Annotated in this window: 14 protein-coding genes; 6 read left to right on the top strand and 8 right to left on the bottom strand. The window is 63.0% G+C overall.

Going from position 1 to position 14,622, the window contains the following annotated elements:
* Nucleotides 1–114: 114 nt before the first annotated feature.
* Nucleotides 115–1,650: a class I adenylate-forming enzyme family protein gene (locus A6V37_RS22375; protein ID WP_064268710.1), complete on the bottom strand. Its 1,536-nt coding sequence runs from the start codon at nt 1,648–1,650 to the stop codon at nt 115–117.
* A gap of 143 nt (nt 1,651–1,793) precedes the next feature.
* Between A6V37_RS22375 and ybaK the strand changes: the two genes are divergently transcribed.
* Together ybaK and plsY are read left to right on the top strand one after the other, a co-directional pair.
* Nucleotides 1,794–2,285: a Cys-tRNA(Pro) deacylase gene (ybaK, locus tag A6V37_RS22380; protein ID WP_064268709.1), complete on the top strand. Its 492-nt coding sequence runs from the start codon at nt 1,794–1,796 to the stop codon at nt 2,283–2,285.
* Nucleotides 2,286–2,410: 125 nt separating this feature from the next.
* Nucleotides 2,411–3,055, top strand: a complete 645-nt coding sequence (gene plsY / locus A6V37_RS22385; protein WP_064268708.1) for a glycerol-3-phosphate 1-O-acyltransferase PlsY — start codon at nt 2,411–2,413, stop codon at nt 3,053–3,055.
* A gap of 198 nt (nt 3,056–3,253) precedes the next feature.
* Here the strand turns inward: plsY and A6V37_RS22390 are convergent, their stop codons facing one another.
* Nucleotides 3,254–3,739: a YajQ family cyclic di-GMP-binding protein gene (locus A6V37_RS22390; protein ID WP_064268707.1), complete on the bottom strand. Its 486-nt coding sequence runs from the start codon at nt 3,737–3,739 to the stop codon at nt 3,254–3,256.
* A gap of 183 nt (nt 3,740–3,922) precedes the next feature.
* On the opposite strand from A6V37_RS22390, the gene murB reads away from it, so the two are divergent.
* Nucleotides 3,923–4,963: a UDP-N-acetylmuramate dehydrogenase gene (gene murB / locus A6V37_RS22395; protein ID WP_064286357.1), complete on the top strand. Its 1,041-nt coding sequence runs from the start codon at nt 3,923–3,925 to the stop codon at nt 4,961–4,963.
* Between the two features lie 161 nt (nt 4,964–5,124).
* Here murB and A6V37_RS22400 read toward each other — a convergent pair whose 3' ends face one another.
* Both A6V37_RS22400 and argF read right to left on the bottom strand, forming a co-directional pair.
* Nucleotides 5,125–6,351: an argininosuccinate synthase gene (locus A6V37_RS22400; protein WP_064268705.1), complete on the bottom strand. Its 1,227-nt coding sequence runs from the start codon at nt 6,349–6,351 to the stop codon at nt 5,125–5,127.
* 250 nt (nt 6,352–6,601) lie between these two features.
* Nucleotides 6,602–7,531 carry an ornithine carbamoyltransferase gene (gene argF, locus A6V37_RS22405; protein ID WP_064268704.1) on the bottom strand — a complete coding sequence of 310 codons (930 nt, stop codon included), beginning with the start codon at nt 7,529–7,531 and terminating at the stop codon, nt 6,602–6,604.
* A 449-nt stretch (nt 7,532–7,980) separates the two neighbouring features.
* Between argF and A6V37_RS22410 the strand changes: the two genes are divergently transcribed.
* Nucleotides 7,981–8,322 carry a DUF3579 domain-containing protein gene (locus tag A6V37_RS22410; protein WP_064268703.1) on the top strand — a complete coding sequence of 114 codons (342 nt, stop codon included), beginning with the start codon at nt 7,981–7,983 and terminating at the stop codon, nt 8,320–8,322.
* Between the two features lie 249 nt (nt 8,323–8,571).
* Here the strand turns inward: A6V37_RS22410 and rpsT are convergent, their stop codons facing one another.
* Nucleotides 8,572–8,850, bottom strand: a complete 279-nt coding sequence (gene rpsT / locus A6V37_RS22415) for a 30S ribosomal protein S20 (RefSeq protein ID WP_064268702.1) — start codon at nt 8,848–8,850, stop codon at nt 8,572–8,574.
* A 537-nt stretch (nt 8,851–9,387) separates the two neighbouring features.
* Here rpsT and murJ point away from each other — a divergent pair.
* A complete protein-coding gene (gene murJ / locus A6V37_RS22420) occupies nt 9,388–10,938 on the top strand; it encodes a murein biosynthesis integral membrane protein MurJ (protein ID WP_064268701.1) in 1,551 nt (516 codons plus the stop codon).
* 5 nt (nt 10,939–10,943) lie between these two features.
* Nucleotides 10,944–11,786 (top strand): SirB1 family protein, encoded by an 843-nt coding sequence (locus tag A6V37_RS22425; RefSeq protein WP_064268918.1) that lies wholly within the window; start codon nt 10,944–10,946, stop codon nt 11,784–11,786.
* 111 nt (nt 11,787–11,897) lie between these two features.
* On the opposite strand, the gene A6V37_RS22430 is transcribed toward A6V37_RS22425, so the two are convergent.
* The 3 genes from A6V37_RS22430 to kdsB all read right to left on the bottom strand — a co-directional run bounded on the left by A6V37_RS22430 (nt 11,898) and on the right by kdsB (nt 14,607).
* Entirely contained in the window at nt 11,898–12,656 is a 759-nt protein-coding gene (locus A6V37_RS22430; protein WP_064268700.1) for a 3-hydroxyacyl-CoA dehydrogenase, read from the bottom strand.
* Nucleotides 12,657–12,928: 272 nt separating this feature from the next.
* Nucleotides 12,929–13,594 (bottom strand): adenylate kinase, encoded by a 666-nt coding sequence (adk, locus tag A6V37_RS22435; protein ID WP_064268699.1) that lies wholly within the window; start codon nt 13,592–13,594, stop codon nt 12,929–12,931.
* Between the two features lie 215 nt (nt 13,595–13,809).
* Complete coding sequence (gene kdsB, locus A6V37_RS22440; protein ID WP_064268698.1) at nt 13,810–14,607, bottom strand: 3-deoxy-manno-octulosonate cytidylyltransferase; 798 nt, start codon at nt 14,605–14,607, stop codon at nt 13,810–13,812.
* Nucleotides 14,608–14,622: the final 15 nt, after the last annotated feature.

Raw genomic sequence — 14,622 nt, forward strand, 5'->3', positions numbered from 1 at the left:
ACGCAGATCTACACGCACGTGGCCCGCGAACGCTTGAAGTCGCTGCATGCGCAGCATCATCCGCGCGGCTGAAATGCGCTCGTGGCGGCGCCTGCCCGGGCACGGGCCAAGCGTCTAGACGAACTCGCGCAGCCGCGCCTTGAGGATCTTGCCGGTGGAAGCGGCGGGCAGCGCCGCGAGGATTTTCACTTCGGCCGGCCGCTTGTACGGCGCGAGACGCTCGCCGCACCAGCCGATCAATTCAGCGGGCGTGACCGTCGCGCCCGCCGTCAATTCGACGAACGCGACCACTTCCTCATTGCCCTCGACCGTGCGCCCGATCACGGCGGACTGCACGACCTGCGGATGCGCGTTCAACACGTGTTCGACTTCGGCCGGATACACGTTGAAACCCGAGCGGATGATCAACTCCTTGCTGCGTCCGACGATATGCAAGGCGCCGTCCGCGTCCTGCCGCGCCAGATCGCCCGTCTTGAGCCAGCCGTCTTCGGTGACGGCGGCGCGCGTCTGTTCGGGACTGCGGTAATAGCCGAGCATCACGTTCGGACCACGCACCCAGAGCTCGCCGATTTCGCCCGGCGCGGCATCGACACCGTCGAGCCCGACGAAACGCACCTCGACACCCGGAATGATCTCGCCGACCGAGCAGTCGCTACGTGGCGTGTCGAGCATGGTCTGCGACACGGTCGGGCTGCTCTCGGTCATGCCGTAGCCGTTGTGCAGCGTCAGGCCGTAAGCGCTTTCCACGTGGGCTTTCAGGGCGGCGTCGAGCGGCGAGCCGCCCGAATAGACAAACCGGAGATGCGGCGCGGACCACGCGTGGCCGTGCGTCTGCAGGTGTTCGAGCAATTTTGCGTGCATGGCCGGGACGCCCTGGAAGATCGACACGCCTTCTTCGGCAAGGGCGCGCCGCACGGCTTCCGGCGCGAAGCGCGGCGCGAGCCGTAAGGTCGCGCCGGCGTACAGGCTGCCCAGACAGACCGACGCAAACCCGTACACGTGCGAGATAGGCAGCACCGCGTAGACCACGTCGTCGGCGTTGACCTTGCGCAGGCGGCTCGAGACCGCGGCGATGAACATCAGGTTGCGATGCGACAGCATCACACCCTTCGGTGCGCCGGTGGTGCCGGTGGTGTAAATCAGGGCGGCACATTGGCGGTCGTTCGCCACTTCGACGGACTCCGCGGTCACGGTGCTGTCCACCGTGTAGGACCACGCGCCGATGTCCGGCGCGATGGCCGGCGCCGCTGCAGCTTGATGCCGCTGCGCATGCTGGCGGGCGTCGGCCGAGCTTTCGACTGCGTACGCCACCACGCGGGGCTGCGCGTGTGCGCGGATCGAGTCGAGCTCCGCCTCGGAAAGGCGCGCGTTCGACACCAGTGCCCACGCGTCGAGCCGGGCGGTGGCGAACAGCAGCACGATCTGCGCGATGCTGTTCTCCGCGACGATCATCACGCGATCGCCGCCGCCCACGCCCCATTCGCGCAGCAGGGCGGCCGTGGCGTCGACGGCTTGCAGCAGTTGCGCGCTGGTCAGACGGCGCGCATCCTCGATCAGCGCGATGTGCTGCGGATCGCGTGCCGCGGCCAGCGCCGGGATCTCGCTAATACGCGTGGGCAGCGATGCCAGCAGCGCGGGAACGTCGATCATGGACGAGGTGAAAGATTCAGAGCCCAATGCTGTCTCCAATGTCGACCGGAAGATTTTCGAACGATCGTGCCACAATCGTATGACCCGCACAATTGGCCGTTCGGCAAATAGCCGTTGTGCAAAGTCGCCATTACAATGCGCCGATGAGCAAATCCCGACACGTTTCCGAAACGCCCGCCACGCAGTTCCTGCGCCGTCATGGCGTCATTTTCGGCGAACATCCTTACGACTACGTCGAGCATGGCGGCACCGGCGAATCGGCGCGCCAACTCGGCGTGGACGAGCATCACGTGGTAAAGACGCTGGTCATGGAAGACGAGCACGCCAAGCCGCTGATCGTGCTGATGCACGGCGACCGTACCGTCAGCACCAAGAACCTCGCGCGGCAGATCGGCGCGAAGCGCGTCGAGCCGTGCAAGCCCGAGGTGGCGAACCGGCATTCCGGCTACCTGATCGGCGGCACGTCGCCATTTGGCACGCGCAAGCCGATGCCGGTGTACGTCGAATCGAGCATTCTCGAGATGGACACGATCTGGCTGAACGGCGGCCGGCGCGGATTTCTGGTGAGTATCGCGCCCACGGTATTGACCGATTTGCTGGAAGCCAAAGCCGTGCAGTGCGCGAGCGTGGATTGACGTTTGCCTGAATGTTTTCCGGGCGGGCGGGTTCGGTAGAATGTGCGCCGCGTTGTTCCGCATTGCACGCCCTGTTGCGGTTGGGGTATCGAGTTTCAGACCGCCGATCCTTATAAGAGTCCCAGATGCAAAACCTGATCGTCGCCGTGGTTGCCTACCTGATCGGTTCGGTGTCGTTCGCCGTGATCGTGAGCGCCGCGATGGGCCTCGACGACCCGCGCACCTACGGCTCGGGCAACCCGGGCGCCACCAACGTGCTGCGCAGCGGCAGCAAGAAGGCCGCGATTTTCACGCTGATCGGCGACGCCTTCAAAGGCTGGCTGCCGGTGTGGTTCGTCGTGCACTTCGGCGCGCGTTTCGGTCTCGACGACACGTCGGTCGCGATCGCCTCGATCGCCGTATTTCTCGGCCACCTGTATCCGGTGTTTTTTCGCTTCAAGGGCGGCAAGGGCGTGGCGACCGCCGCGGGCGTGCTGCTCGCGATCAATCCGATTCTCGGCGTTGCGACCTTGCTGACGTGGCTGATCGTGGCGTTCTTCACGCGTTATTCGTCGCTGGCGGCGCTGTCGGCGGCGGTGTTCGCGCCGCTCTTCGACGGTTTCCTGTTCGGGCCGCATATCATCGCGCTGGCAATCGTCGTGATGAGTACGCTGCTGGTGTGGCGCCATCGCGGCAACATCGCCAAGCTGATGCGCGGCCAGGAAAGCCGCATCGGCGACAAGAAGAAGGCCGACGCGGCGGCCAGCCCGGCGGGCGGCAACGACCGGTGAGGCTTGGTGCGCGGCGGGTTTGTCACGAACTCTGCCGCGTCCGCGTGAGTAATCCGTGGGTGGTTCTCGCGTAGCTTGCCGACGCCCTACGCGGGTTTCGCAACCGCTGTGCGGCGCGCTGCACAGCGGGGTGTGCAAACGCCGCGTGGCGCGTCGCAGCCAGACGTGCGTACGCGCGCCCCGCGGATTAATCCCGCATCAGTCGCGGAAGTTGTTGAAGTCGAGCGGCGTGTCGGTCACGTCCTTGCGCAGCATGGCGATCACGCTTTGCAGATCGTCGCGCTTGCCGCCGGTGATGCGCACCGCGTCGCCCTGAATGCTCGCCTGCACCTTGATCTTGCTGTCCTTCACGAGGCGGACGATTTTCTTCGACAGGTCGCCGGACACGCCCTTCTTGATCTTGATGACCTGCTTGACCTTGTCGCCGCCGATCTTCTCGATCTTGCCGTAGTCGAGAAAGCGCACGTCCACGTTGCGCTTGGCCATTTTGGACAGTAGAACGTCGGTCACCTGGCCGAGCTTGAAATCATCGTCCGCGTAGGCGGTGATTTCGTTTTCCTTGTGTTCGACACGCGCGTCGGACCCCTTGAAGTCGAAGCGCGTGGAAATTTCCTTGTTGGACTGCTCGATCGCGTTCTTGACTTCGATCATGTTCGCTTCGCAGACGACGTCAAACGATGGCATTGCTTTCTCCCAATAGTGCTGCGGTGCGTGACGCGGCCGGTCGGCTGCTCACGGGGCACTCGCTATAATCACGGACCGGAGTCATTTTACCGATGCCACTCCCTTTTGCCCAAGGCCGCCGCGCATTGCCGCGCAGCCAGGGCCCGAAGCCGTTTCATTTGCCGTTCCACTGTTCCGATCCCGATGTCCCAATCCGACTCCGCCGCGTTGATTACCGGCTATCCGCTGAAAGCGCACAACACATTTGGCTTCGATGTCCGTGCGCAGTTCGCGTGCCGCATCGAGCACGAAGCGCAATTGATGGCGGCGGTGCGTGATCCGCGTGTGGCCGGCCTGCCGCGCCTCGTGCTGGGCGGTGGCAGCAATGTGGTGCTGACGGGCGACTTCGCCGGACTGGTGCTGCTGGTGGCGTTGCAAGGCCGCCGCGTGGTGCGCGAGGACGCCGACGCATGGTACGTCGAAGCGGCCGGCGGCGAACCTTGGCATGAGTTTGTCGAATGGACGTTGTCGCAAGGCCTGCCCGGTCTGGAGAATCTTGCGCTGATTCCGGGCACGGTGGGCGCGGCGCCGATTCAGAACATCGGCGCGTATGGGCTGGAGGTGAGCGAACGTTTCGCATCGCTGCGCGCGGTGGAGCTGGCCACGGGCGCCGTGGTCGAGCTCGGCGCGCAGGCCTGCCGATTTGGTTATCGCGATAGTTTCTTCAAGCGGGAAGGGCGCGAGCGTTTCGTGATTGCGTCGGTGACATTCCGTTTGCCGAAGGTTTGGCAGCCGCGTGCCGGGTACGCGGATCTGGCTCGTGAGCTGGCTGCGCATGGCGATGCTGGTACGCCGCCCACAGCGCAGGCTATTTTCGATGCGGTGGTGGCGGTGCGGCGCGCCAAACTGCCCGATCCGCTGGAACTGGGCAACGCCGGGAGCTTCTTCAAGAATCCAGTGGTGGAGGCGGGGCAGTTCGCGGCGCTCAAGGTCAAGGAGCCGGAGATCGTGTCCTACCCGCAGCCGGATGGCAGGGTAAAGCTTGCCGCGGGCTGGCTGATCGATCGGTGTGGCTGGAAAGGCCGCTCGATGGGCGCGGCGGCCGTGCATGACCGCCAGGCGTTGGTGCTGGTGAATCGCGGTGGGGCGACCGGTGCGGAAGTGCTGGCGCTGGCAAAAGCGATTCAGCGCGATGTGCTCGAGCGGTTCGGGGTGGAGCTGGAGGCGGAGCCGGTTTGTTTGTGACTGGGTGGCTTGGCTCGCGGGTTTTCTGCTGGTGAAATGAAAAAAGGCGCCCGGAGGAGTCTCCGGGCGCCTTTTTTTTATGCCTGCGTTTTGGCTTCGGCCGCGCCTTGCGGCGCTTAACTTCGCTTGCGCGACGTTAGCCTACGCCGAAACGCTCACCATCAGCCCCGCTGACGGCGAGCGTTTTCCGCGATCCGCATGCGCAGGGCGTTCAGCTTGATGAAGCCGCCGGCGTCGGCCTGGTTGTAGGCGCCGCCGTCGTCGTCGAACGTGGCGATGGTCTTGTCGAACAGCGTTTCCTTCGAATCGCGCGCGACCACCGAGACGCTGCCCTTGTACAGCTTCACACGCACCCAGCCATTGACCTTCTCTTGCGTATGGTCGATCAGCACCTGGATCGCGCGGCGCTCCGGGCTCCACCAGTAGCCGTTATAAATCAGCGAAGCGTAACGGGCCATCAGGTCGTCTTTCAGGTGCGCCACTTCGCGGTCGAGCGTGATCGACTCGATGCCGCGGTGCGCCTTCAGCATGATCGTGCCGCCCGGCGTTTCATAGCAGCCGCGCGACTTCATGCCGACGTAGCGGTTTTCCACCAGATCGAGACGGCCAATGCCGTGCTTGCCGCCCAGACGATTCAGTTCCGTCAGCATTTCCGCTGCCGACAGACGCTGGCCGTTGATTGCGACCGGATCGCCGTGCTCGTACTCGATGTCGAGATATTCAGCCTGGTCGGGTGCCTGTTCCGGCGACACCGTCCAGCGCCACATGTCGGCTTCGGCTTCCGCCTTCGGGTCTTCCAGGTGACGGCCTTCGAACGAAATGTGCAGCAGGTTCGCGTCCATCGAATACGGCGCACCACCTTGCTTGTGCTTCATTTCGATCGGAATGCCGGCCTTTTCCGCGTACGCCAGCAGCTTTTCGCGCGACAGCAGGTCCCATTCGCGCCACGGGGCGATCACCTTGATGCCCGGTTCCAGCGCGTAATAACCGAGTTCGAAACGAACCTGGTCGTTGCCCTTGCCGGTTGCGCCGTGCGAGACCGCCTGCGCGCCTGCGGCGCGGGCGATTTCGATCTGGCGCTTGGCGATCAGCGGACGCGCGATCGACGTGCCCAGCAGGTACTCGCCTTCGTAGATCGTGTTGGCGCGGAACATCGGGAACACGAAGTCACGCACGAATTCTTCGCGCAGGTCTTCGATAAAGATGTTTTCCTGCTTGATGCCGAGTTGCAGGGCCTTCTTGCGCGCCGGTTCCAGCTCTTCGCCCTGGCCGATGTCGGCCGTGAACGTGACGACTTCGGCGTCGTAATTGTCCTGCAACCACTTCAGGATGACGGAGGTGTCGAGGCCGCCCGAATAGGCGAGCACGACTTTCTTGATATCGCTCATGGTGAACTCGTAGCTGGAGAAAGCGGGAAAACAAGGCGCGCCGGCGGGTCCGGAGCGCGGAAAAACACTATTTTGACACTAAACCATCAAGCGCCCGCGTTTTTGGGGGCGTCGCGACGGTGAAGCCGGGTCCGCGTGCAAGCGGTGGACACCGGCTCGATGCGTCGCGCGGGCGGGAATGCCTTGTCTCGTTTCAAGGCCCCACCGCGCTTCACGCAGGTGCTGCTTAACGCGCAGGGCAGCGGCTTGCTCAGTGATTCAGCTTGCCGAGCAGCAGGTATTCCATCAGGGCCTTTTGCACGTGCAGACGATTTTCCGCCTCGTCCCACACGACGCTTTGCGGGCCGTCGATCACTTCCGCGCTGACTTCCTCGCCGCGGTGGGCGGGCAGGCAGTGCATGAAGAGCGCGTCTGCGCTGGCGCGCGCCATCATGTCCGCGTCGACGCACCAGTCGGCGAAGGCTTTCTTGCGTGCCTCGTTTTCGGCTTCGAAGCCCATGCTGGTCCAGACATCTGTGGTGACCAGATCGGCGCCGGCGCAGGCCTCATTGGGGTCGTCGAATTCTTCGTAGAACGGCGCGCTTTCCGCGGCCACCATGGCGTGGTCGAGCTTGTAGCCCGGCGGTGTGGAAATGCGCAGCTTGAAGCCGAGGATCTGCGCGCCTTCGATCCACGTGTACAGCATGTTGTTGGCGTCGCCGACCCACGCGACCGTCTTGCCGCGAATCGGGCCGCGATGCTCGAAGTACGTGAAGATGTCCGCCAGCACCTGGCACGGATGATATTCGTTGGTCAGGCCGTTGATCACCGGCACGCGCGAATTCTCAGCGAAGCGCTGGATGATGTCCTGGCCGAACGTGCGGATCATGATGATGTCGACCATGCGCGAGATCACCTGCGCGGCGTCTTCGATCGGTTCGCCACGGCCGAGCTGCGTGTCACGCGTGCTCATGAAAACGGCGTGCCCGCCCAGCTGGAAAATGCCGGCTTCGAACGACAGGCGCGTGCGTGTCGAATTCTTTTCGAAGATCATGGCCAGCGTGCGGTCGTGCAGCGGGTGGTAGGTCTCGTAGTTCTTGAATTTGCGTTTCAGAATGCGCGCGCGTTCCAGCACGTACTCGTAGTCGTCCAGCGAGAAATCCTTGAACTGCAGGTAGTGGCGAATTTTCTTGGCGGTCATGAAACAAATACGGCGGTCTCACCCGGCAGGATTGCCGGACGGCGCCGCCGTCGTTTGTGGTAACTCAATGCAGCATAAAGGATTTCGCCCCGTTTGACGAGTCAGCCAAAAGGCCGGGCAAGCGCTTTGAAAGCGAGGCGCAACCGTCAGACAAGTCTTGTGTGCGCTGCGGAAAGAGCCCCGCTGCGCTATAATCTGCCGGTTATTTCAAAGCCCAGCCAGCCGGTATTTCGCATGGGCGTTGCGGCTCGCGCGGTTCGGGAAAGTCTCCTCGCCAGGTGTCGTCATAGCCAGCGCCGAGGCGGCTTGGCAGGCTTTTCGCGGTTTCCGGTGGCGGGCCTCGCCATCGCGGTGTGTCGGTGAGTTCGGACATTTTCCAGCCGTTTCGCTGTCAATTTCGCCGTCAGTTTTGCCGTTATCCCGCTGGGCAGTCACACAGGTATTTCTACATGGCCGAAGCAGCTCCAACCGAATTTTTCATTCAGGGCATCACGTCGACGGGAAAGAAGTTTCGGCCGAGCGACTGGTCGGAGCGGCTCGCGGGCGTCATGTCATGCTTTGGCCCTGGTGCAAGGAAGGGGCCGAACGCTTATATGCAGTATTCGGTGTACGTCCGGCCAACCATGCTTGGCGATCTCAAGTGCGTGATCCTCGATTCGCGCCTGCGCGACATCGAGCCGATGGCATTCGACTTTGTTCTCAACTTTGCGAAAGACAACGACCTGGTCGTGACCGAAGCGTGCGAGTTGCCTCCTGAACACGGTACGCAGCAGGCCAAGAACACGCGCTAAGACGGTGCGGTCCTCGGACCAGACGAGCCGAAAAAGCAAAAACCCGCCGCGGCGGGTTTTTTTGTGGCTTTAAGCCGGGGAAGAGGGCTTTGGCGAGGTATGCGGTGGGTTCATGGCGCTGCGTGTCAACGCCAACCAATCGCGCCAACCAATCAATCCTAGGCGGATCCCAAGCAAAAAAGCCCGCCGAGGCGAGCTTTTCTGTGCAGCGGAAACAGGAGGTAGCCCACCGAAGCGGGCTGACCGGAATTACTGCGCTGCGGACGCTTGCAGACCCTTGACGGCTGCAGCCAGGCGGCTCTTGAGGCGAGCTGCCTTGTTCTTGTGAACGATTTTCTTGTCGGCGATGATGTCGATGGTCTTCGACGATGCCTGGAAGATTTCAGCGGCCTTAGCCTTGTCGCCTGCTTCGATTGCCTTGCGGACAGCCTTGGTAGCCGTGCGGAACTTCGAGCGCAGTGCCGAGTTGTGCGAGTTTGCCTTCGCGGCCTGACGGGCGCGCTTGCGTGCTTGTGCGGAATTAGCCATGACGGTTCCTTATCCTGTTCCTGTTTCCAGTGCCTGACCTTCAAGTGGTGAGGCGCTGCTTTTAGATCGAACTCCTGGAAGCGATTGCCCAAGAGCGCAAAAGTGTCGAAAAATCGATCGGACTACGCGAAAGCAGGCTCGTGTTTTCAGGGTATTCAAGGGCGTTGGCAAGCGCTGCGGTATAAATCCGGCGCCGATCCGTCACCCCGTCTGAAAACCCGACCGAAAGTTGAGCGAGCTTCGAAACCGGCGATTATAGCAACAAAATCAGGCACGTGGCAACGGAAAAGCGCTATTGCGCGATGCCGGCCGGTGACGCGAACTCCGGCGCCCGTGTGGAGGCCATCCGGCCCGAGCCAGCGGGCGGCTTGAGCGTCAGGCACGGGCCGCAAGTGGGCCACGCGGGCAGAACGGCGCGGCAGGTCACGATAAAGTGCCTCGGCCGGTCCGTGGAATCGAACGTCTGCACGGCAAATCGGTCCGAATCGCGTCTCGGCTCCTCGACCGCACTTGCGGCACCCGTATAATAAGCGCCCCATGAATCTATTCCGAGCCCTGCTGACTGTCAGCGGTTTCACGCTGCTCTCGCGCGTGACCGGCCTGGCCCGCGAAACGCTGATCGCCCGCGCGTTCGGCGCCAGTCAATTCACTGACGCGTTCTACGTCGCCTTCCGTATTCCGAACCTGCTGCGCCGAATTTCCGCCGAAGGCGCGTTCTCGCAGGCCTTCGTGCCGATTCTCGCCGAGTTCAAGAACAGCCAAGGACATGACGCCACCAAGGCGCTGGTTGACGCCACGTCGACGGTGCTGGCCTGGGCGCTCGCCATCCTCTCGCTGATTGGCGTGGTGGGTGCGTCAGGCGTGGTGTTCATCGTCGCATCGGGTCTCGCGCACGAAGGCCAGGCCTACGCGCTCGCGGTCACCATGACGCGCATCATGTTCCCGTACATCATTTTCATATCGCTGACGTCGCTGGCGTCGGGCGTGCTGAATACGTACAAGAACTTTTCGCTGCCTGCGTTCGCCCCGGTTTTGCTGAACGTCGCGTTCATTGTCGCCGCGGTGTTCGTGGCGCCGCGTCTGCAAACGCCGGTCTACGCGCTCGCCTGGGCGGTGATCGCCGGCGGCGTGTTGCAATTCGTCGTGCAGTTGCCGGGGCTCAAGAAGATCGACATGATCCCGCGCATCGGCCTGAATCCGCTGAAGGCGCTCGCGCATCGCGGCGTGAAGCGGGTGCTGTCCAAGATGGTGCCGGCCATGTTCGCCGTTTCCGTCGCGCAGATCAGCCTGATCATCAACACGAATATCGCGTCGCGCATCGGTCCGGGCGCCGTGTCGTGGATCAATTACGCTGACAGGCTGATGGAGTTCCCGACCGCGCTGCTGGGCGTCGCGCTCGGTACGATCCTGCTGCCGAGCCTCTCCAAGGCGCACGTCGACGCCGATTCGCATGAGTATTCGTCGCTGCTCGACTGGGGGCTGCGCGTCACCTTCCTGCTGGCGGCGCCGAGCGCCATCGCGCTGTTTTTCTTCGCGCAGCCGCTGACCGCCACGCTGTTTCACTACGGCAAGTTCGACGGCAACTCGGTCGTGATGGTCGCGCGTGCGCTGGCGGCATATGGCGTCGGCCTGATCGGCCTGATTCTCATCAAGATCCTCGCGCCGGGCTTCTACGCGAAGCAGGACATCAAGACGCCGGTGAAGATCGGTGTCGGCGTGCTGATCCTGACCCAGTTGAGCAACTATGTGTTCGTGCCGATTTTCGCGCATGCGGGTTTGACGCTGAGCGTCGGACTCGGCGCGTGCGGCAACGCGCTGCTGCTGTTTCTCGGCTTGCGTAAGCGCGGCATCTATACGCCGTCGAGTGGCTGGCTCAAGTTCTTCGTGCAATTGTTTGGGGCCTGTCTGGTGCTGGCCGGCGTCATGCATTGGCTGGCCATCAGCTTCGACTGGATCGGCATGCACAGCCGGCCGGTCGACCGCATGGTGTTGCTGGCAGCGTGCCTCGTGCTGTTTGCCGCGCTATATTTCGGTATGCTTTGGCTGATGGGCTTCAAGTACGCGTACTTCAAAAGGCGAGTGAAGTGATTACCATGACGCGGGTTCTCGACTATTTCAGCACGCTCGTCGCCGAAGACGATAGTCTTCCGTTGACCGAGGCGGCGCTGTCGCTCGCCCAGGACGCTTATCCCGATCTCGACCTGCAAGGCACGCTGGCCGAGATCGACGAGCTGGTGGTGCGCCTGCGGCGGCGCATGCCGGAGGACGCCGATATCAAGCAGAAGGTCGGCATCCTGAACCGGTTCTTCTTTCGTGAGCTGGGTTTCGCCAGCAATCTCAACGATTATTACGATCCCGACAACAGCCATCTGAACGCGGTGCTCAAGCGCCGCCGCGGCATTCCGATTTCGCTCGCGGTCCTGTATCTCGAGATGGCCGAGCAGATTGGCGTTCCGGCGCGTGGCGTGTCGTTTCCGGGCCATTTCCTGCTGCGCGTGACAACGCCCGACGGCGACGTCATGCTCGATCCCACCACCGGGCACTCGCTGTCTGAATCAGAGATGGTGGAAATGCTCGAGCCGTACGTGGTGTCGGCGGGCGAATCGGTGGGCAGGGCGCTGCGCATGCTGCTGCAGCCGGCCACGCGTCGCGAGATCATCGCGCGGATGCTGCGCAATCTGAAGTCCACGTATCTTCAGACGGAACGCTGGCAGCGTCTGTTGGCCGTGCAGCAGCGGTTGGTGATCCTGCTGCCGCACAGTATCGAGGAGGTGCGCGATCGGGGCTTTGCTTACGCGCGGCTCGACTATCTGCGTCCCGCGCTCGAGGACCTCGAGCGCTATCTCGGCGACCGCCCGGATGCCGAGGACGCCACGGTCGTGGAGTCGCAGTTGCATGAACTGCGTCAACGCACCCAGCACGACGATCACGAGTAACGCCGACGAAAAGCGCTTAAAGGACGGACAAAACAAAACGCCTGCCCATGAATCATGGGCAGGCGTTTTTCATGGCCGCGCGCACCTCGCGCGGCACGGGGCATGCGGGAATTACTTCGGCTGCATGCGGATTGCGCCGTCCAGGCGAATCACTTCGCCGTTAAGCATCGGATTGTCGAAAATCTGCTTGGCGAGCATCGCGTATTCCACTGGTTTGCCCAGCCGCGACGGGAACGGCACCATCGCGCCGAGGGCGTCCTGCACTTCTTGAGGCATGCCGAGCAGCATGGGCGTTTCGAAGATGCCCGGCGCGATCGTCATGACGCGGATCGCGTTGCGCGACAGGTCGCGTGCGATCGGCAAGGTCATGCCGACCACACCGCCCTTGGACGCCGCGTAAGCCGCCTGGCCGATCTGGCCGTCATAGGCGGCCACGGATGCCGTGTTGATGATCACGCCGCGCTCGCCATTCGCATTCGGTTCGTTCTTCGACATGGCCGTGGCGGCAAGCCGGATCATGTTGAAGGTGCCGATCAGGTTAATGGAGATGGTGCGCGCGAATGAGTCGAGCGGATGCGGGCCGTCCTTGCCGACCGTCTTGACGGCGGGTGCGACGCCCGCGCAATTGACGAGGCCGCGCAGCGTGCCGAGCTTCGTGGCGGCTTCGACGGCTTGCGTGGCGTCGTCTTCGCGGCTCACGTCGCATTTGACGAAAATGCCGCCGAGTTCCTTCGCGAGCGCTTCGCCGGCGTCCTGATTCAGGTCGGCGAGCACCACCTTGCCGCCGTTCTCGACGAGCAGGCGCGCCGTGGCGGCGCCAAGACCCGATGCACCGCCGGTGATCAGGAATACGTTGTCGCGAATCTCCATGTCTTCTCCTTTGATACGGTTCAGTAATGTCAGGATCGAATATCTTTTCGATGATCGATTGTAGCGGCTGTGCTGCAATGCGGAAAGCGAACTGGCAGGAGGCTACCCCGTTCGAGGGCAGTGACCCGCGGCAGCGTCAAATCGTTCTGGATGGCTAAGTAATACATGGCTCGAAGCGCCAGCGAAAAGCGCGGAACATTGCGCTTCACGCCATAAAAAAACCCGCCGGCATGGGCGGGTTTTCTCGCAGCAAACACAGCAAGGCAGCGAATTTACTTCAACGCCTCGAACGCGCGGGCGCGAATTTCGTCGACGCTGCCGAGACCCGAAATAGAGCGGTATTGCGGCGCTGCCAGCGAAGTCGACGAATCGCCGTTCTTCGCCCAGTTGTTGTAGTAGTCGATCAGCGGCTTGGTTTGCGCTTCGTACACTTCCAGGCGCTTCTTGACCGTTTCTTCCTTGTCGTCGTCGCGCTGGATCAGCGGTTCGCCGGTCACGTCGTCCACGCCTTCGACCTTCGGCGGATTGAACTTGACGTGGTACGTGCGGCCCGATGCGGCGTGCGAGCGGCGGCCGCTCATGCGCACGATGATCTCGTCGAACGGCACGTCGATTTCCAGCACGTAGTCGATCGGAACGCCGGCCTGCTTCATGGCTTCCGCTTGCGGAATGGTGCGCGGGAAGCCGTCGAACAGATAGCCGTTCGCGCAGTCCTGCTGCTGCAGACGTTCTTTCACCAGGTTGATGATCAGCTCGTCCGTGACCAGCTCGCCCGCGTCCATGAAGCGCTTGGCTTCGAGGCCGAGCGGCGTGCCCGCCTTGACGGCCGCGCGCAGCATGTCACCGGTGGAAATTTGCGGAATGCCGAACTTTTCCTTGATGAAGTTTGCCTGAGTGCCCTTACCCGCGCCAGGTGCACCCAAAAGGATCAAACGCATGTGATATCTCCAGATCTATGTGAATTCTTGTGTGGCGCTGCAGCCTTCCTGCGAGCTTGCCGAGGGACCCGCATCGACTGCCGTTTGCGGGTCTCGCGCTGCACGTCGAAGACGACGGCGCTGCAAGACGGCAACGGTGCAACCGGGCAAACCCTGGCTCTCGCTTGGTGTAGAAGGCGCGCACAACCGTCCGATTATGCCACGGGTTTTTCCGCTCAAGACCCGAATAAGGCCTGCACGCGCGCGAGATCGGCGGGCGTGTCGACGCCGGGCAGCGGCACGTCTTGCGTCACGAGCACAGCGATACGCTCGCCGTGCCACATCGCGCGCAGTTGTTCGAGCGCTTCGACCTGTTCGAGTGGAGAGATCGCGAGGCTCGGGTAAGTGCGCAGGAATTGGGCGCGATACGCGTACAGACCAATATGCCGATGAACCACGGCGGGCGCCGGCGGCGTGGGCATCGAGGCGACGTTGGGCCAGTGCGGCTGCCAGGCGTCGCGCGCCCACGGAATCGGCGCGCGCGAAAAATACAGCGCTACGCCCTGCGCGTCGAGCACGACCTTGACGACGTTCGGGTTGAAAATTTCGGTGGGGTCGGTGATCGGGTGCGCCGCGGTGGCGATCGCGCAGCCATTGTTCGCCGCGAGGTGCGACGCGACGCCGCACACCAGAGCCGGATCGATGAGCGGTTCGTCACCTTGCACGTTGACCACGATCGTGTCGTCGCTCCAGCCGAAATGCGCCGCGACTTCCGCGAGACGGTCCGTTCCCGACGGATGATCGGCACGCGTCAACATAGCTTCGAAGCCGTGATCGCGGGCCGCGTCGAGTACGGATTGCGCGTCCGACGCGACCAGCACCTGCTGCGCGCCCGATTCGCGCGCGCGCTCGGCGACCCGCACCACCATCGGCTTGCCGCCGATGTCGGCGAGCGGTTTGTTGGGCAGGCGCGTCGAGGCGAGCCGGGCCGGCACGACGGCGATAAAGGGAGGAGTGGCGGCGGTGTGGGTCATCGGCTAGACAATGAC

The organism is Paraburkholderia ginsengiterrae, assembly GCF_001645125.1.
In the GTDB taxonomy this organism is placed as follows: domain Bacteria; phylum Pseudomonadota; class Gammaproteobacteria; order Burkholderiales; family Burkholderiaceae; genus Paraburkholderia; species Paraburkholderia ginsengiterrae.